We start from the raw sequence: 24,000 nt of genomic DNA, 5'->3' as shown, positions 1-24,000 counted from the left end.
CGACCTATTTTCCCCGCAACTTCTCAATCAGGGGTGAAAGCAGGGACGACTTTTGCTTCTTCGTTTCGCTTCGGCCGGTCAGGCGCTGGGCGATCTGAAGGAACATCTCGATCGACTTATGGTTGGCCGAGATCTCTGCGATCATCTGGCCGTTATTGGCCGCCGAGCCGAAGATCTGCGGCTCGAACGGGATCGAGACGACCGGCTGGCTCTCGATCGCCTTGGCGAACTCCGCCGCGGCGATTTCGGGCCGTTTCGGCACGCCGACCTGGTTCAGGCAGTAGAGCGGCGGACGGTCGTTGGGGCGCGCGGCCTTCAGGAGATCGAATAGGTTCTTGGTGTTGCGCAAATTGGCGAGGTCGGGCGCCGCCACGATCAGGATGTCGTCCGCTCCGATCAGCGCGCGTTTGGTCCAGCCGGACCATTGGTGTGGAACGTCGAGCACGATGCAGGGCATGGTGGAGCGCAGCGTGTCGAACACGGCATCGAAGGCGTCGACGCCGAAATCATAGACCCGGTCGAGCGTCGCCGGCGCCGCCAGCAGGCTGAGGTGGTCAGTGCATTTCGACAGCAGGCGGTCGATGAAGGCGGTATCGACGCGATCGGGCGAGAACACGGCGTCGGCAATACCCTGTGGCGGATCCTGGTTATAGTCGAGCCCGGCAGTGCCGAAGGCGAGGTCGAGGTCGGCAACGACTGCGTCCATCGCGAGATCGCGGGCGATCGCCCAGGCGACGTTGTGGGAGATGGTTGACGCGCCGACGCCGCCCTTGGCGCCGACCACGGCGATGATGCGGCCGACGGCCTTGGCTTCCGGCGCCGAGAACAGGTTGCAGATCGAGCGCACGACGTCGATCGCGCCGACCGGCGCAAGCACGTAGTCGCTGACGCCGCGGCGGACCAGCTCGCGGTAGAGCATGACGTCGTTGATGCGGCCGATCACGACCACGCGGGTGCCGGCGTCGCAGACGGTCGCGAGATGGTCGAGGCCGCCCAGGAGGTCGTTGCGGCCGTCGCTTTCGAGCACGATCACGTTCGGCGTGGGTGCCGAGCGATAGGCTTCGACCGCAGCTGCCATACCGCCCATCTGGATCTTCAGATGGGCCTTGCCGAGACGGCGGTCTTCGCCGGCCGACTGCACGGCGGCCGCCGTTTCCACGGTCTCGCAGAAAGCCTGGACGGAAACGCGCGGCGCAGGCGCAATATGCTCCTCGGCCGGCGGGAGCGATGCCTCGGTCTGCTCTTCTTGGGGCTGGCGAGCGTAGCTGATCATCTGCCGGTGTCGCTGAGTTTGGCCTTGTCGGCCTCGGGATAGGCGACCGCCGTCGGCATTCCCTTGCGATATTTTTCGAACGCGGCGGTGCGCCGCGCCGTGTAGGACGGCGTTTCGGGCCGCGGCTGCTCGAGATCCGACGGATTGTCGACCATCGCCGCGAGGTTGCGCTGATAGGCGCAGCCGTAATTGTAATAGTCCTTGTTCTCGAACCAGCGCTTGTTCTTCATCGAAGGTCCGATGTCTTCCGGCCACAGGCCGCAGGGACCCGCGACCGCGGCGATCTTGGAATAGGTGAGCCGGATCGGCGGCAGGAAGCGCCTGTCTTCCGGCTGGTAAGAGCGGGCGATCACGCCGCGCGGCGGAACGCCCGCCGCCGACAGCATTGCCTGGATTTCGCGCATCGTGTCCGCGACCGGGCGCGCGTTGGGCGTGCCGGACGGCACGTCGATCCGGATCGCGCCGGTACCTTCGTGCATCCAAGCCGACGCGACGCCCATCACGTCGGCGCGCTGGGCGGCGGTCAAGCCGCCGCGGGCATGGCCGACGAAGACGACGATGGAGCGATTCTGCTCCTCGATCGCGATCGGATGGCGCTGCTTGTAGTCGTCGGGAATGGAGGCCGTGACCGCTTCGTCATGCTGGCAGCCGCCAAGGGCGAGCGCCATGCCGACGAGCGCGCCGCCGAGGTGGATGGCGCGTCTGCGAATCTGGGGTGGTCTAGTGATCGTCATGAAGTCCCCGTTCCGCCTCAGTCGGTGATGAAGCCGTAGGTGCCGCGGTAGTTCTTGGCCGGTTCGGTCCGGCCGGGCACGCCGTAGATGCGGTTGATGTTGCCGAGCAGTTCGGCCTGCGGATCCGCAGGCGCGGAGAAGCCATCATCCGGCCGCGACAGATCCTTTTGCGCAACTGCGCGAACGATGTAGGGCGTCACGATCACGACCAGCTCGGTCGCGTTGTTGACGAAGTCGCGGCTGCGGAACAGCGTGCCGAGGACCGGGAGCTGCATCAGACCCGGCAGTCCGCTGACCGCCTGCTTGGTCTGCTGCTGGATCAGGCCAGCCATCGCCATCGCGCCGCCGGAGGGAATTTCCAGCGAGGTTTCTGCGCGGCGGGTCTTGATCGAGGGCACAGTGAGCGAGTTGACCGAGGTCGAGGTCACGGCCTGGGACAGCGTGATCGCGTTTTCGTTCGAGAGCTCGGACACCTCGGTCATCACCCGCAGGCTGATCTTGCCCTCGGTGAGAACGACGGGGGTGAAGTTGAGCGAGATGCCGAACTTCTTGAAGCTGATCTGGGTGGTACAAACGTGCGTGGTGGGGTCGCACGCATAACCCGCAGGAACCGGAAATTCACCGCCGGCGATGAACGTTGCCGATTCGCCGGAGATCGCGGTCAGATTCGGTTCGGCCAGCGTCCGGATCACGCCCGCGGTCTCCATCGCACGCAACGTGGCCTGCACTGACGGGGCGCCGCCGAACTTGGTGGTCAGGTTGTTGCCGTCGACGAGGTTGTGGCCGAGAGCCGTGAACGGATTGGAGTTGCTGAAGCTGACGACCGAGGTGCCGTAGCTCAGGTTGGCGGTGAGGTCGATTCCGAGCTGCTTGATGATGCTGCGCTGCACTTCGGCGACGGTCACCTTGAGCATGACCTGGTCGCGGCCGCGGATCACGATCGAGTTCACGACCTTCTCGGGGCCGCCGGCGAGGCGCGCAGCGAGGTCGTTGGCCTGCTGGGCTTCGACTGGATTCGCGGCCGAACCGGTCAGGATGATGCCGTCCCCCAGTCCATCGATCTGGATGTCTGAATTCGGCAGGACCTGCTTCAGCGCGGCCCGCACGCCGTTGAGGTCCCGCTTGACCGCGATGTCATAGGCCGCGATCTGCTGGCCGGCGGAATCGAAGAACACGATGTTGGTCTGGCCGATCGAGGCGCCGATGATGTAGGCGCGCTGCGCCGAGCGGACGACCGCATTGGCGATCTTGGGATCGGCGACGAGCACGTCCTTGATGTCGCGCGGAAGGTCGATCACGATCGACTTGCCGACGCCGAGCGAGAGAAATCGCGCGTTCATCTGGCCGTCGGCCGCAGCCTGCGCCACAGGGCGATAGTCGGCGGCGACCGCTGGCGTCAGCACCGGGTTGAGCGCGAGCGCGACGGCGGCCGAAAACGACAGGGCGCGGACCACAGGGGTTCGCATCGTCGCCAACTTCGCCCTGCATTTCATATCGACAGTCCTCATCGTGCCTTCGCCGTCGAGCTTGGGATACCGTACCGAATGATCGAAACGCCCTCGCGCTTCTGCGCGGAATCGTCGAGCGTGATCTCGCTCAGCTTGACGTCGACGATGCTGCGCAGCGCCAGCGAGAGCGTGCCGCTCTGGCGTGCGGAGGAGAGCGTCGCGGTCTGCGCAGGATTGAGCTCGAGGGTGACGGTCTTGCCGACCACCGCGTTCTGCCCGTCCTTCTCCTTCGGCGCCTGGTCGATGGCCAGGACGCGGATATTGGCCAGGATGATCTCGGTCGTGATCACATCCGGAGCGCCGCTGGTCTGGTCAGGGTTCTTGAGACGGCGCGTCAGAAGCACGTCGACGCGGTCGTTGGGCAGGATGAAGCCGCCTGCGCCGGTCTCGGGCGAGATCTCTGTCGAAATCGCCCGCATGCCGGTGGGCAGGATTGCCGCCATGAAGCCGGAGCCTTCGGCCTTGACCAGCTTCTGGTCGCGGATCGGCTCACCCTGGATGAACGGGGATCGTGCGATCGAGCCGGTGACCTGGGTTACCCCCTCGGGGCGCTCGTTGCGGCGGATGAAGGTGGCGCTGGCGGTCGCGGATGGCCATGTCTGCCATTGCACGTCTTCCGGCTTGACGGTCTGGCCGAGGCCGATGTCGTTCTTCGCAACCAGGACGTCGACGGTGGGAAGCTGCGCGACCGGAGCCGGAGGCGGTGCAGAATTGTCCGAGCCGCTCGCCAGATACGCGGCGACACCGCCGGCGCAGATGGCGACTGTCAGGACGACAATGCGTGCCCTATTCATACGCTTCACTTTCCAACAAACGCTGCGACGCTGACGCCGCCGTAATCGGCAGTTGACCAGCTATTCGTCAAAGCATGGTTAATGAGGCGTATCTAAATCGCCTTAACGCCGGGTTACCCGATGCGTTCAGCGCAATGCGAGGTGAGCGAGGTCGATCGCCTTCACCCACTCGGTCTCCGGGTAGACCATCAGCGCGCTCAGTGCGAGCGCGATGCCGTAGGGAATGCCGCTCTCCTTAGCGTGCAGCCGCGCGAGCCAGGCTTGGCCCGCGAGCCCGTATGGCAGCGGCCACTGCCGGAACTGGAGCAGGAGTAGCGTCAGCGCCCCGCCGAACAGCGAGGCGTAGAGCACGAAATTCATCAGCTGCGCGAACCCGAACCAGAGTGCGACCGAGGCCGCGACCTTGGCATCGCCGCCGCCGACCCAGCCCATCGCAAAACAGGTGAAGGCCACGACCAGGACAAGCGCGCCGGCGCCGACATGGCTCAGCATCTCGTAAGGTGCCATGCCACCGGCGAGAGCGAGCGCGAAAAAGCCAGCGACCAGCGCCAGCGATACGCGGTTAGAGATCGTCATCGTGAAGAGATCGCTCGCGGCGGCAAACGCCATCAGGGCAGGGAAGAGCAGAAGGCGCGCAAGGTCGAGGATCATGGGCTGCGTCTTGAGGCCTGGGTTTGCCGCGGAGCTGGCGTCGCCAGATTGTAGCCGGCAGTGCTAAACAAACCGAAAACGGCGGCGGTCTCGAGGAGCGAAACCCGCCGAAAGCGTGCTCACCAGAGGAGGGCGATGCGTGCGGCGAGCGCGACCGTCGCAAGCAGCAGGGCAAGGCAGACCCAGTAAGCCGGCGAGCCGGTCTGCGCCGCCTCCGCCACGTTGGCCGCGACCGCGGCATCGGTTCTGTACTTGCTCAACGCCACTGGAACTCGCCGTCTGAAAAACAAAGGCCCCGGAAGTCCGGGGCTTTTGCAGTCGTTCGTCGATCGCTTACTTCAGCGAGGTGCTGATCGAGGTGAACTTGGCGTTCAGCGTGGTGCCGAGATTGTTGACGACGGTGATGATGGCCAGCGCGATGCCGGCGGCGATCAGACCGTATTCGATGGCGGTGGCGCCGGATTCATCTTTCGCGAAACGCGCAATCAGGTTCTTCATGAACAAAACTCCATCTGGGGTGGGATCGCCTCGTTCGGCGTTGTGCTTGACGCAATAACCATGAGATCCGAGCTCTTTCGGGAGAGTTAATTCGATCGGGCAAACCCGCCTGCCGCTGGCCAGAGTGAATTTCGCCTTAAGGTGCGAGCTGCGATTCATTCCGGTTCCGGATGTGCAGCAAGCGCAGCACCGGCTTCACCGTCCCTTAAATTTGGGGGAGTACGCGTAGGCGGGACCTGCAATTCGCAAGAGAGGCGACAATGTCGAGCCTGCCCATGGAAATCGCCCTGATGCTCGGCGAGACCATCGCGAAGGTGATCCCCACGACCTTCGCGCTCGCGGTGGTCTTCACCGTGCTCGAGCATGTCTGGGCCTGCAATCCCGGTGTGCCCTGGTGGCGTAAGCGGGAGATCGTCACGGACATCTGCTACTGGTTTGTCGTTCCGGTGTTCGCGCGCGTCATGCGGATCAGCCTTCTGATCGTCGGCGCGAGCTTCGTCTTCAACATCCATGATGCCGACGGGCTCATCGCCTTCTACGACAATGGCCACGGCCCGCTGTCGCTATTGCCGCTCTGGGTTCAGGCCGTGCTGTTCCTGGTGCTGTCCGATTTCATGCTGTACTGGCTGCACCGGCTGTTTCACGGCGGAGGGTTCTGGAAGTACCACGCGATCCATCACTCCTCGGAGGAGATCAGCTGGATTTCTGCGGCCCGCTTCCATCCCGTCAATCTCGTGCTCGGTACGATCGCGGTCGATGTCGTGCTGCTGATGGCCGGCATTTCGCCGAACGCCATGGTCTGGCTCGCCCCGTTCACGACCTTCCATTCGGCCTTCGTGCACGCCAACCTGAACTGGACCTTCGGGCCGCTCAAATATGTGCTGGCGACGCCGGTGTTCCACCGCTGGCACCACACCTCGCTCGCAGAGGGCGGCGACACCAATTTTGCCGGCACGTTCCCGATCTGGGACGTGCTGTTCGGCACTTTCCGCATGCCCGAGGGGCAACTGCCGCAGGATTACGGCAAGGATGAAGCCACCATGCCGAAGGAAATCGGAGGGCAGCTTGCCTATCCGTTCCGTCGCTAGGTTCTCAAGGGCCGCGAAACGCCAGTCCGTTCAAACAATAGTCGGCGAATTTGCGGAACGTTCACGAATTGAGGGCAGGTTAGCCGGGTCGGGCACCGGCTCGGCTGTTATCTGATCGCTTCTGCCGGTTTGTCACGTCCCGGGGGTAAGAGTATGCGTAAACAACTTCTGCGCCGTCATGCGCGCGTGTGTCTTCTGGTTGCGGCCGCGGTGCTGGCGTCGCCGGCTACCGTCGTTGCCGAGTCCGCCGATACCATCGCCGTCAATGTCGACCAGGCCAAGCTGGTGCGGCTGCCTGGCAAGGTGGCAACCATCGTGGTCGGCAATCCCCTGATCGCCGACGTCACGCTCCAGCCCGGCGGCATGATCGTCGTCACCGGAAAGGGCTATGGCGCCACCAATTTCATCGCGCTCGACCGGGGCGGCGAGATCCTGGTCGACCGCCAGATCCAGGTCGAAGGTCCGAGCGATCGGCTCGTGACCGTCTATCGCGGGATCGACCGGGAGTCCTACAGCTGCGCGCCGCTTTGCCAGCGCCGCGTGACGCTCGGCGACAGCGACACCTACTTCAACAGCGCGATGAGCCAGGCCGGTTCGTTGAGCGGCTCGGCCAGCGGCAGTGCCGGTGCGGGCGCCAAGACGAACTGAGCAAGACGAACTGAGCAAGACGAACTAAGCAAGACAACCAGCGAGTTTGATTGGCGGGTTTACCGGGGCAAGGATCGTCCCCGCCCGACGCACGCGCGCGAGTTTCTCTCTCCGTGCCCTCGTCTCCATGCCCTGGTCGTTCGCGGTTAACCGGCCCTTAACGGCCCGGGCCGCCCCGTGCGGATCGCCTGAAACACTTAAACAATCAGTTTCCGCTACTGAACATGGCAGATCATTGCTGCTGCCGCTGGGGAATTTGATGCCTTCGCCTGCACCTACGAGGTTTACGCTCCTCGCCACGCTGCGCCGGTTTCGCGGCAGCCGCCGCGGCTCCGCAGCCGTCGAGTTCGCGCTGGTCGCACCGATGTTCTTCGCACTGCTGTTCGCCGTCATCGAGACGGCGCTGATGTTCTTGGCGAGCCAGGTGCTCGAGAGTGTCTCGCAGAATTCTGCGCGCGCGTTGCTGACCGGGCAGGCGCAGGCGCAATCCGGCTCGCTGGCGGCCTGCGCGGTGTCCGGCGTGAGCAAGCCCTGCACGCAAACGACGTTCAAGGCTTACGTCTGCAGCCAGATCCCGGCGCTGTTTGATTGCAGCAAACTCTATGTCGACGTCGTGAGTACAAATTCCTTCGGCGCGCTAAGCCTCACCAACTATGGCAATTCCTGCAGCTTCAACCCGACCGGCGTGCAGTACGTTGCCGGGAGCGGCGGCCAGGTCGTCGTGGTGCGGCTGTTCTATCAGTGGCCGCTCTTCGTCACCGGCCTTGGCTTCAACATGGGCTGCAGCAACAAGCGGCTGCTGGTGGCGACCGCGGCCTTCAAGAATGAACCCTTTTGAGACAGATGGATCCGAGCGCACCGATGCAGGCGATTGCGAATATCTGGAGGAATGCCCGTAGCTCCGTGCGCGACTTCGTCGCCGACAGGCGTGCGATCGCGGCGACCGAGTTCGCGGTCATCGTGCCGCTAATGCTGGTGATGTTCTTCGGCACCGTCGAATTTTCGTCGGCCGTGGCGATCAATCGCAAAGTCACAATGATTGCACGGACTCTGTCCGATTTGACGTCGCAGTCAACATCGGTCGACAATGGCGACCTGCAGGACACGTTCACCGCAAGCATATCGATGATCATGCCTTACGACGCTACGCTTGTGAACGGCACGGTGGTTCAGATCAAAATCGATTCAAGCAGTGTCGCCAAGATTCAATGGAGCAAGTCCGCCACCATTGCGAACGGTGCGACGCAGGCCACGCTGACGGCTCCGCCCCCGGCTCTGGCTCAGGGTACCACGGTCACCTCGATGATTCCGCCGACGCTCTTGATCCCGTCGACCTACCTCATTTTCAGCCAGGCGAGCTACGTGTACACGCCTTCCGTCAAGTTCGTCCTGAAGTCGGGCATCACGCTGAGCGATGTCTCCTACACGCGGCCGCGCCAGGTCACCTGCGTTCCTTACACCGGCGTAGTGTCGCCGTGCTGAAATACGAGAGCAGATCCTGGATTGAAAAAAGGCCGGGCGTCGCGTCCGGCCTTTTCCTTGATTTGTTCGCTCGAGCCGATCGGGGCCCGTAAGCGGTAGGCTCAACCGGCGGAGCGGAGATTGTCCGCTGCCGACTTGCCGGAACGGCGGTCGGCCACGATCTCGTAGGAGATCTTCTGACCTTCGCGCAGCGTGCCGAGGCCTGCACGCTCCACAGCGCTGATGTGGACGAACACGTCCTGGCCGCCATCGTCGGGCTGGATGAAGCCGAAGCCTTTGGTCGCGTTAAACCACTTCACGGTTCCCATGCTCATGGGGGTAGTCCCTTCTCAGATAACACAATGTCAGAGCCCGCTTGCGCGGACAGGTTAGATCGAATTTTTGGAAGGGTCGTCAGCGTGTCTGAACCGGCTGTACCGGTGGATGCTAATGTCGTCCGGCCGAAAATCGATTAATTCATTTTATTGGAAACAGAGTCCCAAAACAATGCTGACGTGCACGATTTTTTGATCCGCCGTGATGGTCACGGCGGATCAGCATACAGGTCGGAATTTCAGGTCCGCGCTCGCGCGCTGGGCCCCGACTAGCGTCTGCGGAACTGGCCGCCGCGCTGTCCGGGACGCGGAGGTCCGCCCATCCCGCTCGGACGTTCGTCCTTGTGGCGGAAAATCAGCCGGCCCTTTTCGAGGTCATAGGGCGACATCTCCACCGTCACGCGGTCGCCCGCCAGAGTCTTGATGCGGTTCTTCTTCATCTTGCCGGCGGTGTAGGCGACGATCTCGTGTCCGGCGTCGAGTTGCACGCGGTAGCGCGCGTCGGGGAGGATTTCGGTGACCAGTCCTTCGAACTGGATCAGCTCTTCCTTAGCCATGAATTTCTCCAGGTCGTGGACGGCTAGTGCGAATGGGGTTTGCGGTTCGGTTGGCCGTTCGGCCGACTCTCGCGGCGCAAAAAGGCAACGCCTTGTATCCCATCAGACGCCCCGGCGCTATGCGCGGAACGCTGTTCCGGACGGCCGTTTGGCGAAGAATGCGCCTTGCCGCCGGCGTGGTCGCGACGAGGAGCCTTCGAAGCCTTCGGGCCACTCCCGGGCCGTGCGTCAGCACGCCTGGCGTCGCCATGCCGTCCCTCGCCGGGCCTTCCGTCGCCCTGCTTGGCGGCACTGTGGTGTCGCCCGTCCGCATGCCTTTCGTCGGCACGGCGACCGTCACCGTGGCGTCCCTCACCATGCCTTGCGCCTTGCGGACGCTGGCCCGGGCGGCTCGGCCGACCCTGTCGTTGCTGCTGCGGGGGCGGGCCCGCATCGCGGCGGCCGGCGTCGGTACGGCGATCCTCACGCGGCAGCGCCACCTTGATCAGCCGCTCGATGTCGCGGAGATAGCTGAGCTCCTCGCCGCCCGCGACCAGCGAGATCGCGGTGCCCTCGGCACCCGCGCGCGCGGTGCGGCCGATGCGATGCACATAGGTCTCCGGCACGTTGGGCAGGTCGAAATTGATGACGTGGGTGATGCCGTCGACATCGATGCCGCGGGCGGCGATATCGGTGGCGACGAGCGTGCGGATCTCGCCGGTGCGGAACAGCGCGAGTGTCCGTTCGCGGTGGTTCTGCGACTTGTTGCCATGGATGGCGCTGGCGGGAATGCCGGCCTTCTCAAGCGTCTTCACCACCTTATCCGCGCCGTGCTTGGTGCGGGTGAAAACCAATGCGCGGTTGACCTGCTCCTGTTTCAACAGCTGGGCGAGGAACGCCGGCTTCGCGGAGAAGTCGACCTGGATGATGCGCTGCTGGATGCGCTCCACGGTCGAGGAGACCGGGGTCACCGCGACGCGGGCGGGGTCGCGCAGCATGGCGTCGGCCAGCTCGGCGATATCCTTCGGCATGGTGGCCGAGAAGAACAGCGTTTGCCGCTTGATCGGCAGCTTGGCGACGATTTTCCGGATGTCGTTGATGAAGCCCATGTCGAGCATGCGGTCGGCCTCGTCGAGCACGAGGAACTCGACGCTTCCAAGCTTCAGTCCGTTGCTCTGCACGAGGTCGAGCAAACGGCCGGGGGTGGCGACCAGCACCTCGACGCCCTGCATCAGCGAGCGGACCTGACGGCCCATCGGCACGCCGCCGATGGCGAGCGTCGAGGACAAGCGGATGTGGCGGCCATAGGCGTTGAAACTGTCGAGGATCTGGCCGGACAGTTCGCGGGTCGGCGACAGCACCAGGACGCGGGCCGTCTTCGGCTGCGGCTTGATGCGATTCTCAAGCAGGCGGTGCAGGATCGGCAGCGCGAAGGACGCAGTCTTGCCGGTTCCGGTCTGGGCGATGCCGACGACGTCGCGGCCGGTCAGCGCGGTCGGAATCGTCTGGGCCTGGATGGGGGTGGGGGTGACGTAGTTCTCTTCGGTGAGAGCACGCGCGATGGGTTCGGCGAGGCCGAAATCCTGAAACGAAGTCAAAAGATGGGTTCTTTCCATGTCAAAAGCGGGCGCCCGGCGCATTCAGCGCGGCGCGCGCAAAAGGGTGTCGAGAGGGACACCTGCGTGTTTGGGGTGTCGGATGGCTTGATGGGATGGGGCAAGCCAAACGCCCGCAAGGGCTTAAGAACACGCGGCTCGCAACGGTCTCCTGATTCGCAGGAGGCCTCGGCTTCCATATGGAACATTGAGGCGGCGCTTTCAAGGCACACCCCACACAAACGGCGATCGCGGTGCAGAAATAGTTATGCCGGAAATTTAGCCAGAGCGAGGAATTTGCTTATAAATTAACCTGCTTGCCGCATTCGCATACATTTGAATTGCTCAATGTTTAGGCGGCTTGGTCATGGCGGCCCTTCGTTTTCTCTCACTTTTTTCAACAGAATCAATGCGTTAATAGGTGTCTAATCCATGGCACGGTTCTTGCGAATCCGTTAATCGCAGGCGGCCGTTGGGGCCGTTTCGCAGCGTTTTCACGTCTGCGTCAGGGAGATGAGACACTCATGCATAGCAAATCCACTCACGATATAGCGGCGCCATTTAGCCGCCGTGGCGTTCTAGCCGCGACCGCCGGACTGATGCTTGGTCTGGCTTCCATTTCTGGTGCGAAAGCCGCGGACGACACCATCAAGGTCGGCGTGCTTCATTCCCTCTCCGGCACCATGGCCATCAGCGAAACCACGCTGAAGGACACCATCCTCTTCCTGATCGACGAGCAGAACAAGAAGGGCGGCGTCAACGGCAAGAAGCTCGAAGCCGTCGTGGTCGATCCCGCTTCGAATTGGCCGCTGTTCGCCGAGAAGGCGCGCGAGCTGATCACCAAGGACAAGGTCTCGGTCGTGTTCGGCTGCTGGACCTCGGTGTCGCGCAAGTCGGTGCTCCCGGTGTTCAAGGAGCTGAACAGCATTCTGTTCTACCCCGTGCAGTACGAGGGCGAGGAGAGCGAGCGCAACGTGTTCTACACCGGTGCCGCGCCGAACCAGCAGGCGATCCCCGCCGTCGACTATCTGATGAAGGACGAGAAGGTGAAGCGCTGGGTGCTCGCGGGCACCGACTACGTCTATCCGCGCACCACCAACAAGATCCTGGAAGCCTATCTGAAGTCCAAGGGTGTCGCCCAGGAAGACATCATGATCAACTACACGCCGTTCGGTCATTCCGACTGGCAGACGATCGTGGCCGACATCAAGAAGTTCGGCTCGGCCGGCAAGAAGACCGCGGTGGTCTCGACCATCAACGGCGACGCCAACGTTCCCTTCTACAAGGAGCTCGGCAACCAGGGCATCAAGGCGAAGGACATCCCGGTCGTCGCGTTCTCGGTGGGTGAGGAAGAACTCGCCGGCATCGACACCAAGCCGCTGCTCGGCCATCTCGCCGCCTGGAACTACTTCCAGTCGATCAAGTCGCCGGAGAACGAGAAGTTCATCAAGGCGTGGCAGACCTACACCAAGAATCCGAAGCGCGTGACCAACGATCCGATGGAAGCGCACGTGATCGGCTTCGACATGTGGGTCAAGGCGGTCGAGAAGGTGAAGTCGACCGATCCGGACAAGGTGATCGATGCGCTCCCGGGCATCGAAGCCAAGAACCTGACCGGCGGCACCTCCAAGATGCTTCCCAACCATCACATCACCAAGCCGGTGTTCATTGGCGAAATTAAAGCCAACGGCCAGTTCGACGTGGTGTGGAAGACCCCGGGTCTTGTCGCGGGCGACGCCTGGTCGAAGGAGCTCGACGGCTCCAAGGACCTGGTCGGCGACTGGGTTGGCAAGAAGTGCGGTAACTTCAACACCAAGACCAACAAGTGTCTCGGTTCGGGCTCCTGATCCGGATCTGACGCTCCATTGCACGATCGGAGAAGGCGGCGATCCCGCCGCCTTCTCCACCCTTTTCTGCCGGGGTCTTTCACAGTGCCAGCCAATTTGTCCGCCCGCCTCTGTTCGCTCCTGCTCTCGTTATTCCTGATCGCGTTCGCACTGCCGGCCTTCGCCGGCCCGTTCGAGGATGCGGTCGCCAAATTCGCCAACGATGATTATTCCGACACGGAAGAGGCGATCGGCGTCGTCGCGAGCAGCGGCAATACGCTGGCCTTTCCGATCATCAGCGCGCTCCAGGACGGCCGGCTCATGGCCGATCCCGATAGCAAGAAGGTTTACGTCACCGGCGCGGACGGCAAGTCGATTGATGCCGCGACCGGTCAGGCCGTGGCCAGCGTACCCGACAGTGCAAGCGCGGTCCGCCTCAACAACCGCCTGCGCCGGAGCGTCGATGCCGCGATCGGCAGCCTGACGCTGCAGTCACCGGACATCGGAGCGCGGCTCCAGGCCGCGCAATCCGTCTTCAAGTCGCATGAGGAGACGTCGCTCGAAGCCGTCGATGGCGCGCTCGCCAAGGAAACCAACCGATCCGTCAAGGCTGCGCTCGGCGACGCCCGTGCGGCGATCTTGTTGTTCAAGCCTGACGCCACCGAGGTGGAGAAGCTCGAAGCTGTTGCCACCATCAAGGCGCGCGGCGACCAGGAGGCGATGGCGCTGCTCACCGGCATGGGCGACCAGCCGGCCTCGGTGACCAAGGCTGCCGCGAGCGCAATCGGCTCGATCCAGAGTTCGCTCGCGGTCTGGTCGATGGTGCAGAATGCCTGGTACGGCCTCTCGCTCGGTTCGGTGCTGCTGCTTGCCGCGATCGGGCTGGCCATCACTTTCGGCGTGATGGGCGTCATCAATATGGCCCATGGCGAGATGGTGATGATCGGGGCCTACACCACCTTCGTGGTGCAGGAGGTGATCCGCACCCGCTATCCCGGCCTGTTCGACTACTCGCTGCTGATCGCGGTGCCGCTGGCCTTCCTGGTGGCGGGCGCGCTCGGCGTCGTGATCGAGCGCAGCATCATCCGCTTTCTCTATGGCCGTCCGCTGGAGACGCTGCTGGCGACGTGGGGCCTGTCGCTGGTGCTGCAGCAGGCGGTGCGCACCATGTTCGGTCCGACCAACCGCGAGGTCGGCAACCCCTCCTGGATGAGCGGCGCGTTCGAACTCGGCCAGATCACCATCACCTATAACCGGCTCTGGATCCTGGTCTTCACGCTCGCGGTGTTCGCGATCCTGCTCGCGATGCTGCGCTACACGGCGCTCGGGCTCGAGATGCGCGCGGTGACGCAGAACCGCCGCATGGCGGCCTCGATGGGCATCGCGACTTCGCGTGTCGACGCACTGACCTTCGGCCTCGGCTCGGGCATCGCCGGCATCGCCGGCGTAGCGCTGTCGCAGATCGACAATGTCAGTCCCAATCTCGGCCAGAGCTACATCATCGACAGCTTCATGGTGGTGGTGTTCGGCGGAGTCGGCAATCTCTGGGGCACGCTGGTCGGCGCCTTCACGCTCGGCATCGCCAACAAATTCCTGGAGCCGGTCGCCGGCGCCGTGCTCGGCAAGATCGCCATCCTCGTTCTCATCATCCTGTTCATTCAAAAGCGGCCGCGCGGCCTGTTCGCGCTCAAGGGCCGTGCGGTGGAAGCATGACCCCTCACATGCTGACGCGATCGCTGGACCGCGGCGCGACGATCTTCCTTGCCGTCGTCGTGGCCTGCGGCATCCTCATCCCGCTCTCCAACCTGCTGCTGCCCGCGGGCTCATTCCTGCAAGTACCGACCTATCTCGTCGCGCTCTGGGGCAAATATGTCTGCTACGCCATCCTGGCGCTCTCGATCGACCTGATCTGGGGCTATTGCGGCATCCTCTCGCTCGGCCATGGCGCCTTCTTCGCGCTCGGCGGCTACGCGATGGGCATGTATCTGATGCGGCAGATCGGCAGCCGCGGCGTCTACGGCAACCCGATTCTGCCGGACTTCATGGTGTTCCTGAACTATTCGAAGCTGCCCTGGTACTGGTACGGCTTCGACATGTTCTGGTTTGCCGCGCTGATGGTGCTGATCGTGCCGGGGCTGCTGGCCTTTTGCTTCGGCTGGCTCGCCTTCCGATCCCGCGTCACGGGCGTGTATCTGTCGATCATCACGCAGGCGATGACCTATGCACTGCTGCTCGCCTTCTTCCGCAATGATTTCGGCTTCGGCGGCAACAACGGCATGACCGACTTCAAGGACATTTTGGGCTTCAACGTGCAGGCCGAGGGCACGCGTGCTGCGCTGTTCGCGCTGAGCTGCCTGGCGCTGATCGCCGGTTTCCTGATCTGCCGCGCCATCGTCTCGTCCAAGCTCGGCAAGGTGCTGATCGCCGTGCGCGATGCGGAATCGCGCACGCGCTTCCTTGGCTACCGCGTCGAATCCTACAAGCTGTTCGTGTTCACGGTGTCGGCCTGCATGGCTGGCGTCGCCGGCGCGCTCTATGTACCACAGGTCGGCATCATCAACCCGAGCGAATTCGCTCCGGGCAATTCGATCGAGGCGGTGATCTGGGTTGCGGTCGGGGGCCGCGGTACGCTGGTCGGCGCTGCGCTTGGCGCGGTCGTCGTCAACTACGCGAAAACGTTCTTCACCTCCGGCATGCTTGCGCCCTACTGGCTGTTCATGCTGGGTGCCATGTTCATCCTGGTGACGCTGCTGCTGCCCAAGGGTATCGTCGGCACTTTCAACGCCTGGTGGGACTCGTCGAAGGAAAGGCGCCTCGCGGAGAAAACTACGAGCGCCGCGGCCGAGGACGGCGTCACCGAAGCCAAAATGGCGGAGGAAGCGCAATGAACGTCATGGACACCCGCGCGACCTCCGCGATGCTCTATCTCGACGGCGTGCACGTCTCGTTCGACGGCTTCCACGCCATCAACAACCTCTCGCTGACGCTCGAGCCCGGCGAGATGCGCGCCATCATCGGCCCGAACGGCGCCGGCAAGACCACGATGATGGACATCATCACCGGCAAGACCAAGCCCGACGAAGGCACCGTGCTGTTCGACGGCGTCACCGATCTGACGCGGCTGGACGAGACCCGCATCGCCGAACTCGGCATCGGCCGCAAATTCCAGAAGCCGACCGTGTTCGAGAGCCAGACCGTGCAGGACAATTTGCTGCTCGCGCTCAATGTCGACCACAGCGTCAAGGGTACGCTGTTCTGGCGCGGTAGCCGGGCGGAATCCGAGCAGATCGACAAGGTGCTGGAGACGATCCGCCTCACCGATGCCCGCAGCCGTCTCGCCGGCAGCCTCAGCCACGGCCAGAAGCAGTGGCTCGAGATCGGCATGCTGCTGGCCCAGGATCCGAAACTGCTTCTCGTCGACGAGCCCGTCGCCGGGATGACCGACGTCGAGACGCATCTCACCGCCGAGCTGCTCAAGCAAATCAACAAGACCCACACCGTGATGGTGGTCGAACACGATATGACGTTCGTGCGCGAGCTCGGCGTCAAGGTCACTTGCCTGCACGAGGGTACCGTGCTCGCGGAAGGCACCATCGACCAGGTCTCGTCCAACGAGCGGGTCATCGAAGTCTATCTGGGGCGCTGAGCGATGCTTGAGGTCAAGGACATCAACCTGTTCTACGGCGCGGCGCAGGCGCTGCGCGGCGTCTCGATCGCGGCCGAGCCCGGCAAGGTCACTTGCGTGCTCGGGCGCAACGGCGTCGGCAAGACCTCGCTCCTGCGCGCCATGGTCGGGCAGTACCCGATCTCGTCGGGCGCGATCGTCCTCGACGGCAGCGATATCACGGGCCTGAAGCCCTATGAGCGTGCGCGCAAGGGCATCGGCTTCGTGCCGCAAGGCCGCGAAATCTTTCCGCTTCTGACAGTCGAGGAAAACCTCAAGACCGGCTTCGGCCCGCTCAGGCGCGAGGACAAGCACATTCCGGACGACGTGTACTCGCTATTCCCGGTGCTGCAATCCATGCTCGGACGACGCGGCGGCGATCTCTCCGGCGGCCAGCAGCAACAGCTCGCGATCGGGCGCGCGCTGGTGATGCGGCCAAAGCTGCTGCTGCTCGACGAGCCGACCGAGGGCATCCAGCCCTCGATCATCAAGGACATCGGCCGTGCCATCTCATACCTGCGCAACCTCGGCAACATCGCTATCGTGCTGGTCGAACAATATCTCGACTTTGCTTGCGAACTCGGCGACAGTTTTGCGGTGATGGATCGCGGCGCGGTGAAGTTCACCTGCGACCGCTCCAATCTCGACGCGAGCGAAATCAGCCGCCAGATGGCGCTGTAGGCACATTCTGCCGCGACCGGCTGGGGAGGCGGATGCGCAGCGACGTTTTAGCGACATCTTCGGTGTTCGACGCCAACCGTGCCCGCGGCGCGGTGCGCTTCGACGTTCACGCGCGCGACGGTGTGACACGTCGCGGGATCTTGCATGAGTCCGGCTCCCTACGCGTGCGCTTCCCTTCGCCGGAGGACGAGGGTCTGTCCGGCGTGTTCGTCAACACGGCCGGTGGTGTCGCCGGCGGCGACCGCTTCGACATCGAGATCGCGGCCGCAGATGGTGCGAAGCTGACGTTGACGACGGCGGCCGCCGAAAAGGTTTACCGCGCGCCAGGGCAGGCGGCGGAGCTCAATATAGCGCTGAAGGTTGCCGCAGGCGCACATCTCGGCTGGCTGCCGCAGGAGACGATCCTGTTCGACCGGGCGCGCGTGCGGCGTCGCTTCGACATAGACCTCGATGCGACTGCCTCGCTCCTGCTGTGCGAGATCGTGGTGTTCGGCCGTACCGCGATGGGTGAACGGATGGAGCAGGGCGAGTTCGTCGACCGCTGGCGGCTGCGTCGCGGCGGCAAGCTGGTGTTCGCCGAGACCGTCAGGCTGGACGGCAATATCGGCGCCAAGCTTGCGCGATCGGCGGTGGCCAAGGGCGGCGCTGCGATCGGCACGGCGCTGATCGTGCCCGGCGACGAGGCCCTGATCGAGCGTCTCCGCGAGGCCTCGGAATCCTTCGCCGGCGAGGTCGGGATATCCGCCTGGAATGGCTTTGCAATGGCGCGGTTCTGTGCCCAAGATGCGGCGCGCTTGCGCGGTGACATGATGGCCGTATTGGCGCGCACCGGCGCGGCGCTACCGCGACTCTGGTTGAATTGACGAAGTGAACGGAAGAGATTTCGCATGAACCTGTCTCCCCGCGAAAAGGACAAGCTTCTGATCTCGATGGCGGCGATCGTAGCCCGCCGCCGGCTGGATCGCGGCGTCAAGCTCAACCATCCCGAGGCGATCGCGCTCATCTCCGATTTCATCCTCGAGGGCGCGCGGGACGGTCGCACCGTCGCCGAGTTGATGCAGGCGGGCGCGCAGGTCCTCAACCGCGACCAGGTGATGCCGGGCATTCCCGAGATGATCCACGACATCCAGGTCGAGGCGACCTTTCCGGACGGCACCAAGCTCGTCACCGTGCACGAACCGATTAGGTAGTTTTGAATTCGTCATTCCGGGGCGCCTGAAGGGCGAACCCGGATTCCAGCAATTGTTGATCGAGATTCCGGGTTCTCGTTGCGCGAGCCCCGGAATGACGAGGAGGATAGAATGATCCCCGGCGAACTCTTCATCCAGGACGGCGAGATCGAGCTCAACGCCGGCCGCAAGACGGTGACGCTGACGGTTGCCAACACCGGAGACCGTCCGATCCAGGTCGGCTCGCATTACCATTTCTTCGAGACCAACCCGGCCCTGAAGTTCGACCGCAAGAAGGCCCGCGGCATGCGCCTCGACATCGCCGCCGGCACCGCGGTTCGCTTCGAGCCGGGCCAGACCCGCGACGTTCAGCTCGTCGCGGTGGCCGGGAAGAAGACCATCTACGGATTCCGCGGCGACGTGATGGGGAAGCTGTGAATTCCACAGGAACGAGCGTGGCGCGGCACGGTTGAGGCGAAAACGGAGGACTTTGCCATGCTGTCACCTGTCCGCCTCGTCTCCGAAGCCGCCGAGCTCGCCGCGCGCCGTCACAACGGGATGGCGCGCAAGGGCCGCGGTCATGAGCCTTACATCAACCACCTCGCCGAGGTCGCGAACCTGCTTGCCACCGCGACCGACGGCGCCGACGCCGAACTTGTTGCAGCCGGCTGGCTGCATGATGCGATCGAGGACACCGACACCACGCGCGAGGAGCTCGCGCAAAAATTCTCCGACCGTGTCGCGTCGCTTGTCGAGGAATGCACCGACGATATGAGCCTGCCTAAGCCGGAGCGGCGGCGGCGTCAGGTGCTCGACGCACCGAAAAAATCGGCTGGCGCCAGGCTGATCAAGATCGCCGACAAGATCAGTAATATCGGCGCGCGCGTACATTCCGATCCGACGGCCGAGGAACGTGACGACCTCGTCGATTACACCGACTGGGCCGAGCAGGTTGTCGCCGGTTGCCGCGGCGACAACTCTTGGATCGATACGACATTCGACGACATGGTGCTTACAGCGAGGACCTCGCTGTGAGCGCCGATCCAACATTCAAACGCAAACGGGGCTTGTGATGTCCGTCAAAATAAAGCGTTCCGTCTATGCCGACATGTTCGGCCCGACCACCGGCGACAAGGTGCGGCTGGCCGACACCGACCTCATCATCGAGGTCGAGAAGGATTTCACCACCTACGGCGAGGAAGTGAAGTTCGGCGGCGGCAAGGTGATCCGCGACGGCATGGGCCAGTCGCAGGTCACCAACAAGCAGGGCGCGGCGGACACCGTCATCACCAATGCGCTGATCGTCGATCACTGGGGCATCGTGAAGGCCGACGTCGCGATCAAGGATGGCATGATCGCCGGCATCGGCAAGGCCGGCAATCCCGACATTCAGCCGGGAGTCACCATCATCATCGGCCCGGGCACCGATGTGATCGCGGGCGAGGGCAAGATCCTGACCGCCGGCGGCTTCGACAGCCACATCCACTTTATCTGCCCGCAGCAGATCGAGCACGCGCTGATGTCCGGCGTCACCTCGATGCTGGGCGGCGGCACCGGTCCCTCGCATGGCACCTTCGCTACCACCTGTACGCCGGGTCCGTGGCACATGGGGCGGATGATCCAGTCGTTCGACGCCTTCCCGGTCAATATCGGCATCTCCGGCAAGGGTAACGCCTCGCGGCCCGCCGCGCTGGTCGAGATGATCAAGGCCGGCGCCTGTGCGCTGAAGCTGCACGAAGACTGGGGCACCACGCCGGCCGCGATCGACACCTGCCTGTCGGTGGCCGACGACTACGACATCCAGGTGATGATCCACACCGACACGCTCAACGAATCCGGCTTCGTCGAGGATACGATCAAGGCGTTCAAGGGCCGCACCATCCACGCCTTCCACACCGAGGGCGCTGGCGGCGGTCACGCCCCCGATATCATCAAGGTCGCGGGACTGAAGAACGTGCTGCCGTCCTCGACCAATCCGACGCGGCCCTTTACGCGCAACACCATCGACGAGCATCTGGACATGCTGATGGTGTGCCACCACCTCGATCCCTCGATCGCGGAAGATCTCGCGTTCGCCGAAAGCCGCATCCGCAAGGAGACCATCGCGGCCGAGGACATCCTGCATGATCTCGGCGCGCTTTCGATGATCTCCTCGGATTCCCAGGCCATGGGCCGCCTCGGCGAGGTCATCATCCGTACCTGGCAGACCGCCGACAAGATGAAGAAGCAGCGCGGCTCGCTGCCGCAGGACAAGGGCAAGGACAACGACAATTTCCGGGTTAAGCGCTACATCGCCAAATACACCATTAATCCCGCGATCGCCCATGGCGTTTCGAAGCTGATCGGCTCGGTGGAGAAGGGCAAGCTCGCCGATCTCGTGCTGTGGTCGCCGGCCTTCTTCGGCGTCAAGCCGGATTGTGTCGTCAAGGGCGGCATGATCGTCGCCGCTCCCATGGGCGATCCCAACGCCTCGATTCCGACCCCGCAACCGGTGCATTACCAGCCGATGTTCGGCGCCTTCGGCAAGGCGGTGACCGCGTCCTCCGTGGTGTTCACCTCGAAGGCCGCCATCACCGGCGGCCTCGCGCGCAAGCTCGGCATCGACAAGAAGCTCTATGCGGTCCAGAACACCCGCGGCAGGATCTCGAAGAAGAGCATGATCCACAACGACGCCACCCCCAATATCGAGGTCGATCCGGAGACCTATGAGGTCCGCGCCGACGGCGAGCTTTTGACCTGCGCCCCCGCCGAGGTGCTGCCGATGGCGCAGCGATATTTCATGTACTGAAATAGCGCCTCAACCCATGTCTCCGGACCATGTCTTGGTCGCATATCCGGGGGCCGCTTTTCCGGGTTTTGCGTTCGATCCCGCCTGGTCTAAGGTCCCGCCGGGTATCTGAAGCCCAGAAGAAAAGCCGGGAGGATTTCTCGTGATCTACGTCGTCGCCACCTTGACCATCAAGCCCGAAACGCGCGCCGAATTCATTGCAGCTGCCACTGCCTGCATCAAGGAGACGCGGAAAGAGCCCGGCAATATCGCCTATGATTTGCACGAGAGCGTCACCGATCCCGCCAAGATGGTGTTCGTCGAGCAGTGGGAGAATGCCGAGGCGCTGGTGCCGCATCGCGCCATGGAGCACATGAAGACGTTCGGCCGCGTCGCGGTGAAGTGTTTTACGGCGCCGCCAAAAATCGAAGTGATCACGCCCGAGAAGGTCGAGACACGGTAACGGGGTAAAAGCGCATGATCCGGGCGACGCAGGTCAGGGGACAACACCGCTTCGCGGAAGCGCCGGCGGATACGGTCGTGCTCGATTTCGACGATCGACACCGCCGCCGCATGGCGATGACGGGGACGCGGGGGCTCGAGTTCCTGCTCGACCTGGAGAATGCCGTCGCGCTGCGCGGCGGCGATGCGCTGGTGCTGGAGGATGGCCGCCTGGTGGAAGTGGTCGCGGCACCCGAGCCGCTGCTTGAGATCCGCGGCCACGATCCGCACCACCTCATTCGCGTCGGCTGGCATCTCGGCAATCGCCATCTGCCGACGCAGATCATGGCCAAGGGCCTGCGCATCCGCCGCGACCACGTCATCGAAGCCATGGTGAAGGGCCTCGGCGCGCGCGTGATCGAGATCGAGGCGCCGTTCGATCCCGAGGGCGGCGCCTATGCCGATGCCGGTCATGCCCATGGACACGACGACCACGCGCATCACGATCATGGCCACGATGATCATCATGATCATCACGGTCATGATCACCACCATGGTCATGCCGCACATGGCGACGGTCACGCTCACCATCACCACCACGACGAGCATTGCGATCACCCCGACCATGACCACGGCCACAAGCATGCTCATGACCACAAATGAGCCGGTCGCGGCCCGCGACCTCGCGGAGCGCGAGGCGGCGGCGCTGTACCGGCTGATGACCTGGCTGTCGCCCGCGTTTCCCGTCGGGGGCTTTTCCTACTCGAGCGGCATCGAATGGGCGGTCGAGGCCGGCGACATCACCGACACCGCGTCGCTGGCGGACTGGCTCGATGCGATGCTTCGCGATGGCTCGGGCTTCTGCGATGCGACCTTTCTGGTCCACGCCTATCGCGCCACTGAAGCGGGCGAGGGCGACACCTTGAGCGATATCGCCGAGCTCGCCGCGGCCTTCGTGCCGTCGCGCGAGCGGCAGCTGGAGACGACATCGCAGGGCCGTGCCTTCATCGACATCGCCCGCGCCGCGTGGGATGCCGACGGGCTGGATGCCATGGTTGCGTCGTGCCGCACGCCGTTGGTCTATCCCGTTGCTGTTGGCGTGGTCGCCGCGATGCACGGCGTGCCGCTGGCGCCGACGCTGCACGCCTTCCTGCATGCGCTGGTCTCGAACTGGATTTCCGCGGCCAGCCGGCTCGTTCCGCTCGGCCAGACCGACAGCCAGCGCGTGCTGGTGAGGCTGGAAGCCGCGGTTGCCGGGACTGCAAATCGTGCGCTGAATGCGACGCTGGACGATCTCGGCGGCGCGACGTTTCGCGCCGACCTCGCCAGCCTGCGGCACGAGACGCAATATACGCGGCTGTTTCGGTCATGAGCGGGGTGCGCAGCTTTCCATCGTCGTCCTGGCGAAAGCCAGGACCCATAACCACGAGTGCGCGTGGCTATGCACAGATGTGGCTCCAGCGTGCCGTGACAATCGGGGTTCAGTGGTAATGGGTCCTGGCTTTCGCCAGGACGACGATAGGAAACACTCAATGCCTACTTCCCACGGCCCCTTGCGTGTCGGTGTCGGCGGTCCGGTCGGATCGGGCAAGACCGCGCTGATGGACCTGCTCTGCAAGACCATGCGCGAGCGCTACGACATCGCCGCGATCACCAACGACATCTACACCAAATGGGATGCGGAATTCCTGGTACGCTCGGGCTCGCTGACGCCGGATCGCATTGCCGGGGTCGAGACCGGCGGCTGCCCGCACACCGCGATCCGCGAGGATGCCTCGATGAATCTCGCCGCGGTGGCGGATATGCGCGCCAAGTTTCCCGGGCTCGATCTCGTGCTGATCGAATCCGGCGGTGATAACCTCGCTGCCACTTTTTCCCCGGAGCTTGCCGATCTCACCATTTACGTCATCGACGTGGCGGCCGGCGACAAGATCCCGTCCAAGGGCGGCCCCGGCATCACCCGGTCCGACCTCCTTGTCATCAACAAGATCGACTTGGCGCCCTATGTCGGCGCTTCCCTGGAAAAGATGGAGACGGACGCCAGGCGCATGCGCGGCGAGCGACCGTTCGTCATGACCAATCTGAAGAAGAGCCAGGGGCTGGACCGCATCATCGGCTTCATTGAGGCCAAAGGCGGCTTGAAACGGGCCGGCTGACCGGCGCGACGACCTAACGCAGGCGTTTCCCCCCGTTAACGCCTTGGGCAGAGTCGTGTCCGCGGAACAAATTTCGGTCACGGCGATTGATTACCTCCGGTGCCCGGAGCAAGTCCGTCCCGGCCGGACCATCGGCTGGGCGGATTTGAGCTTTTCAGGCGACCCAAGTTGCGTA

At 63.7% G+C, this 24,000-nt stretch carries 28 protein-coding genes; 18 read left to right on the top strand and 10 right to left on the bottom strand.

What is annotated here, in order from left to right; genetic code table 11:
* Nucleotides 1–4 precede the first annotated feature (4 nt).
* The 7 genes from GWG67_RS26355 to GWG67_RS26325 form a co-directional block, all read right to left on the bottom strand.
* Nucleotides 5–1,273, bottom strand: coding sequence for an AAA family ATPase (locus GWG67_RS26355; RefSeq protein ID WP_275172289.1), 1,269 nt, complete (start codon nucleotides 1,271–1,273; stop codon nucleotides 5–7).
* Nucleotides 1,270–2,007 carry a CpaD family pilus assembly protein gene (locus tag GWG67_RS26350; protein ID WP_275172288.1) on the bottom strand — a complete coding sequence of 246 codons (738 nt, stop codon included), beginning with the start codon at nucleotides 2,005–2,007 and terminating at the stop codon, nucleotides 1,270–1,272. Before GWG67_RS26350 ends, GWG67_RS26355 begins: the two co-directional genes overlap by 4 nt.
* Before the next feature lie 17 nt (nucleotides 2,008–2,024).
* A complete protein-coding gene (locus GWG67_RS26345) occupies nucleotides 2,025–3,500 on the bottom strand; it encodes a type II and III secretion system protein family protein (protein WP_275172368.1) in 1,476 nt (491 codons plus the stop codon).
* Between the two features lie 11 nt (nucleotides 3,501–3,511).
* A complete protein-coding gene (gene cpaB, locus GWG67_RS26340) occupies nucleotides 3,512–4,309 on the bottom strand; it encodes a Flp pilus assembly protein CpaB (RefSeq protein ID WP_275172287.1) in 798 nt (265 codons plus the stop codon).
* 126 nt (nucleotides 4,310–4,435) lie between these two features.
* On the bottom strand, nucleotides 4,436–4,960 hold the full coding sequence (locus GWG67_RS26335; protein ID WP_275172286.1) for a prepilin peptidase: 525 nt from the start codon (nucleotides 4,958–4,960) through the stop codon (nucleotides 4,436–4,438).
* A gap of 119 nt (nucleotides 4,961–5,079) precedes the next feature.
* Entirely contained in the window at nucleotides 5,080–5,220 is a 141-nt protein-coding gene (locus tag GWG67_RS26330) for a hypothetical protein (protein ID WP_275172371.1), read from the bottom strand.
* Nucleotides 5,221–5,293: 73 nt separating this feature from the next.
* Complete coding sequence (locus GWG67_RS26325) at nucleotides 5,294–5,458, bottom strand: Flp family type IVb pilin (protein ID WP_106941836.1); 165 nt, start codon at nucleotides 5,456–5,458, stop codon at nucleotides 5,294–5,296.
* Nucleotides 5,459–5,718: 260 nt separating this feature from the next.
* On the opposite strand from GWG67_RS26325, the gene GWG67_RS26320 reads away from it, so the two are divergent.
* From GWG67_RS26320 to GWG67_RS26305, 4 genes are all read left to right on the top strand, one after another.
* Nucleotides 5,719–6,546, top strand: coding sequence for a sterol desaturase family protein (locus GWG67_RS26320; RefSeq protein ID WP_275172285.1), 828 nt, complete (start codon nucleotides 5,719–5,721; stop codon nucleotides 6,544–6,546).
* Between the two features lie 153 nt (nucleotides 6,547–6,699).
* Nucleotides 6,700–7,194, top strand: a complete 495-nt coding sequence (locus GWG67_RS26315) for a pilus assembly protein N-terminal domain-containing protein (RefSeq protein WP_275172284.1) — start codon at nucleotides 6,700–6,702, stop codon at nucleotides 7,192–7,194.
* Nucleotides 7,195–7,453: 259 nt separating this feature from the next.
* Nucleotides 7,454–8,032, top strand: a complete 579-nt coding sequence (locus GWG67_RS26310; protein WP_275172283.1) for a TadE/TadG family type IV pilus assembly protein — start codon at nucleotides 7,454–7,456, stop codon at nucleotides 8,030–8,032.
* 23 nt (nucleotides 8,033–8,055) lie between these two features.
* Nucleotides 8,056–8,676, top strand: a complete 621-nt coding sequence (locus tag GWG67_RS26305; RefSeq protein WP_275172282.1) for a TadE/TadG family type IV pilus assembly protein — start codon at nucleotides 8,056–8,058, stop codon at nucleotides 8,674–8,676.
* Nucleotides 8,677–8,777: 101 nt separating this feature from the next.
* Here the strand turns inward: GWG67_RS26305 and GWG67_RS26300 are convergent, their stop codons facing one another.
* From GWG67_RS26300 to GWG67_RS26290, 3 genes are all read right to left on the bottom strand, one after another.
* Nucleotides 8,778–8,990 carry a cold-shock protein gene (locus tag GWG67_RS26300; protein WP_007599788.1) on the bottom strand — a complete coding sequence of 71 codons (213 nt, stop codon included), beginning with the start codon at nucleotides 8,988–8,990 and terminating at the stop codon, nucleotides 8,778–8,780.
* 269 nt (nucleotides 8,991–9,259) lie between these two features.
* Nucleotides 9,260–9,547 (bottom strand): translation initiation factor IF-1, encoded by a 288-nt coding sequence (gene infA, locus GWG67_RS26295; RefSeq protein WP_007599789.1) that lies wholly within the window; start codon nucleotides 9,545–9,547, stop codon nucleotides 9,260–9,262.
* Nucleotides 9,548–9,570: 23 nt separating this feature from the next.
* A complete protein-coding gene (locus GWG67_RS26290) occupies nucleotides 9,571–11,166 on the bottom strand; it encodes a DEAD/DEAH box helicase (RefSeq protein WP_275172281.1) in 1,596 nt (531 codons plus the stop codon).
* Between the two features lie 479 nt (nucleotides 11,167–11,645).
* Here GWG67_RS26290 and urtA point away from each other — a divergent pair, with 479 nt between their 5' ends.
* From urtA to ureG, 14 genes are all read left to right on the top strand, one after another.
* On the top strand, nucleotides 11,646–12,968 hold the full coding sequence (gene urtA / locus GWG67_RS26285) for an urea ABC transporter substrate-binding protein (protein WP_007599797.1): 1,323 nt from the start codon (nucleotides 11,646–11,648) through the stop codon (nucleotides 12,966–12,968).
* 84 nt (nucleotides 12,969–13,052) lie between these two features.
* Nucleotides 13,053–14,660 (top strand): urea ABC transporter permease subunit UrtB, encoded by a 1,608-nt coding sequence (urtB, locus tag GWG67_RS26280; RefSeq protein WP_275172280.1) that lies wholly within the window; start codon nucleotides 13,053–13,055, stop codon nucleotides 14,658–14,660.
* Nucleotides 14,657–15,835: an urea ABC transporter permease subunit UrtC gene (urtC, locus tag GWG67_RS26275; RefSeq protein WP_275172279.1), complete on the top strand. Its 1,179-nt coding sequence runs from the start codon at nucleotides 14,657–14,659 to the stop codon at nucleotides 15,833–15,835. Before urtB ends, urtC begins: the two co-directional genes overlap by 4 nt.
* The gene (gene urtD / locus GWG67_RS26270) at nucleotides 15,832–16,593 is read left to right on the top strand and encodes an urea ABC transporter ATP-binding protein UrtD (protein WP_275172278.1); all 762 of its coding nucleotides are present in this window, start codon (nucleotides 15,832–15,834) and stop codon (nucleotides 16,591–16,593) included. The genes urtC and urtD overlap by 4 nt, the downstream gene beginning before the upstream one ends.
* A gap of 3 nt (nucleotides 16,594–16,596) precedes the next feature.
* On the top strand, nucleotides 16,597–17,292 hold the full coding sequence (urtE, locus tag GWG67_RS26265) for an urea ABC transporter ATP-binding subunit UrtE (RefSeq protein ID WP_007605420.1): 696 nt from the start codon (nucleotides 16,597–16,599) through the stop codon (nucleotides 17,290–17,292).
* 32 nt (nucleotides 17,293–17,324) lie between these two features.
* Complete coding sequence (locus tag GWG67_RS26260; RefSeq protein WP_275172277.1) at nucleotides 17,325–18,155, top strand: urease accessory protein UreD; 831 nt, start codon at nucleotides 17,325–17,327, stop codon at nucleotides 18,153–18,155.
* Nucleotides 18,156–18,179: 24 nt separating this feature from the next.
* Nucleotides 18,180–18,482 (top strand): urease subunit gamma, encoded by a 303-nt coding sequence (locus GWG67_RS26255; RefSeq protein WP_275172276.1) that lies wholly within the window; start codon nucleotides 18,180–18,182, stop codon nucleotides 18,480–18,482.
* 111 nt (nucleotides 18,483–18,593) lie between these two features.
* Nucleotides 18,594–18,899: an urease subunit beta gene (locus GWG67_RS26250; protein ID WP_007599812.1), complete on the top strand. Its 306-nt coding sequence runs from the start codon at nucleotides 18,594–18,596 to the stop codon at nucleotides 18,897–18,899.
* 57 nt (nucleotides 18,900–18,956) lie between these two features.
* On the top strand, nucleotides 18,957–19,496 hold the full coding sequence (locus tag GWG67_RS26245) for an HD domain-containing protein (RefSeq protein ID WP_275172275.1): 540 nt from the start codon (nucleotides 18,957–18,959) through the stop codon (nucleotides 19,494–19,496).
* A gap of 37 nt (nucleotides 19,497–19,533) precedes the next feature.
* Nucleotides 19,534–21,249, top strand: a complete 1,716-nt coding sequence (ureC, locus tag GWG67_RS26240) for an urease subunit alpha (RefSeq protein ID WP_275172274.1) — start codon at nucleotides 19,534–19,536, stop codon at nucleotides 21,247–21,249.
* A 142-nt stretch (nucleotides 21,250–21,391) separates the two neighbouring features.
* Nucleotides 21,392–21,691: a putative quinol monooxygenase gene (locus GWG67_RS26235; RefSeq protein ID WP_007599815.1), complete on the top strand. Its 300-nt coding sequence runs from the start codon at nucleotides 21,392–21,394 to the stop codon at nucleotides 21,689–21,691.
* Between the two features lie 14 nt (nucleotides 21,692–21,705).
* Nucleotides 21,706–22,332 carry an urease accessory protein UreE gene (locus GWG67_RS26230; protein WP_275172273.1) on the top strand — a complete coding sequence of 209 codons (627 nt, stop codon included), beginning with the start codon at nucleotides 21,706–21,708 and terminating at the stop codon, nucleotides 22,330–22,332.
* On the top strand, nucleotides 22,313–23,041 hold the full coding sequence (locus GWG67_RS26225; protein ID WP_275172367.1) for an urease accessory protein UreF: 729 nt from the start codon (nucleotides 22,313–22,315) through the stop codon (nucleotides 23,039–23,041). The genes GWG67_RS26230 and GWG67_RS26225 overlap by 20 nt, the downstream gene beginning before the upstream one ends.
* Nucleotides 23,042–23,201: 160 nt before the next feature.
* The gene (ureG, locus tag GWG67_RS26220) at nucleotides 23,202–23,825 is read left to right on the top strand and encodes an urease accessory protein UreG (protein WP_275172272.1); all 624 of its coding nucleotides are present in this window, start codon (nucleotides 23,202–23,204) and stop codon (nucleotides 23,823–23,825) included.
* The last annotated feature ends 175 nt before the right edge of the window (nucleotides 23,826–24,000 follow it).

It is taken from the genome of Bradyrhizobium sp. CSS354 (assembly GCF_029051725.1).
Taxonomy (GTDB): Bacteria; Pseudomonadota; Alphaproteobacteria; order Rhizobiales; family Xanthobacteraceae; genus Bradyrhizobium.
Note: the sequence above shows the minus strand (reverse complement) of the source record. Positions and strands in the feature narration are given on the sequence as shown.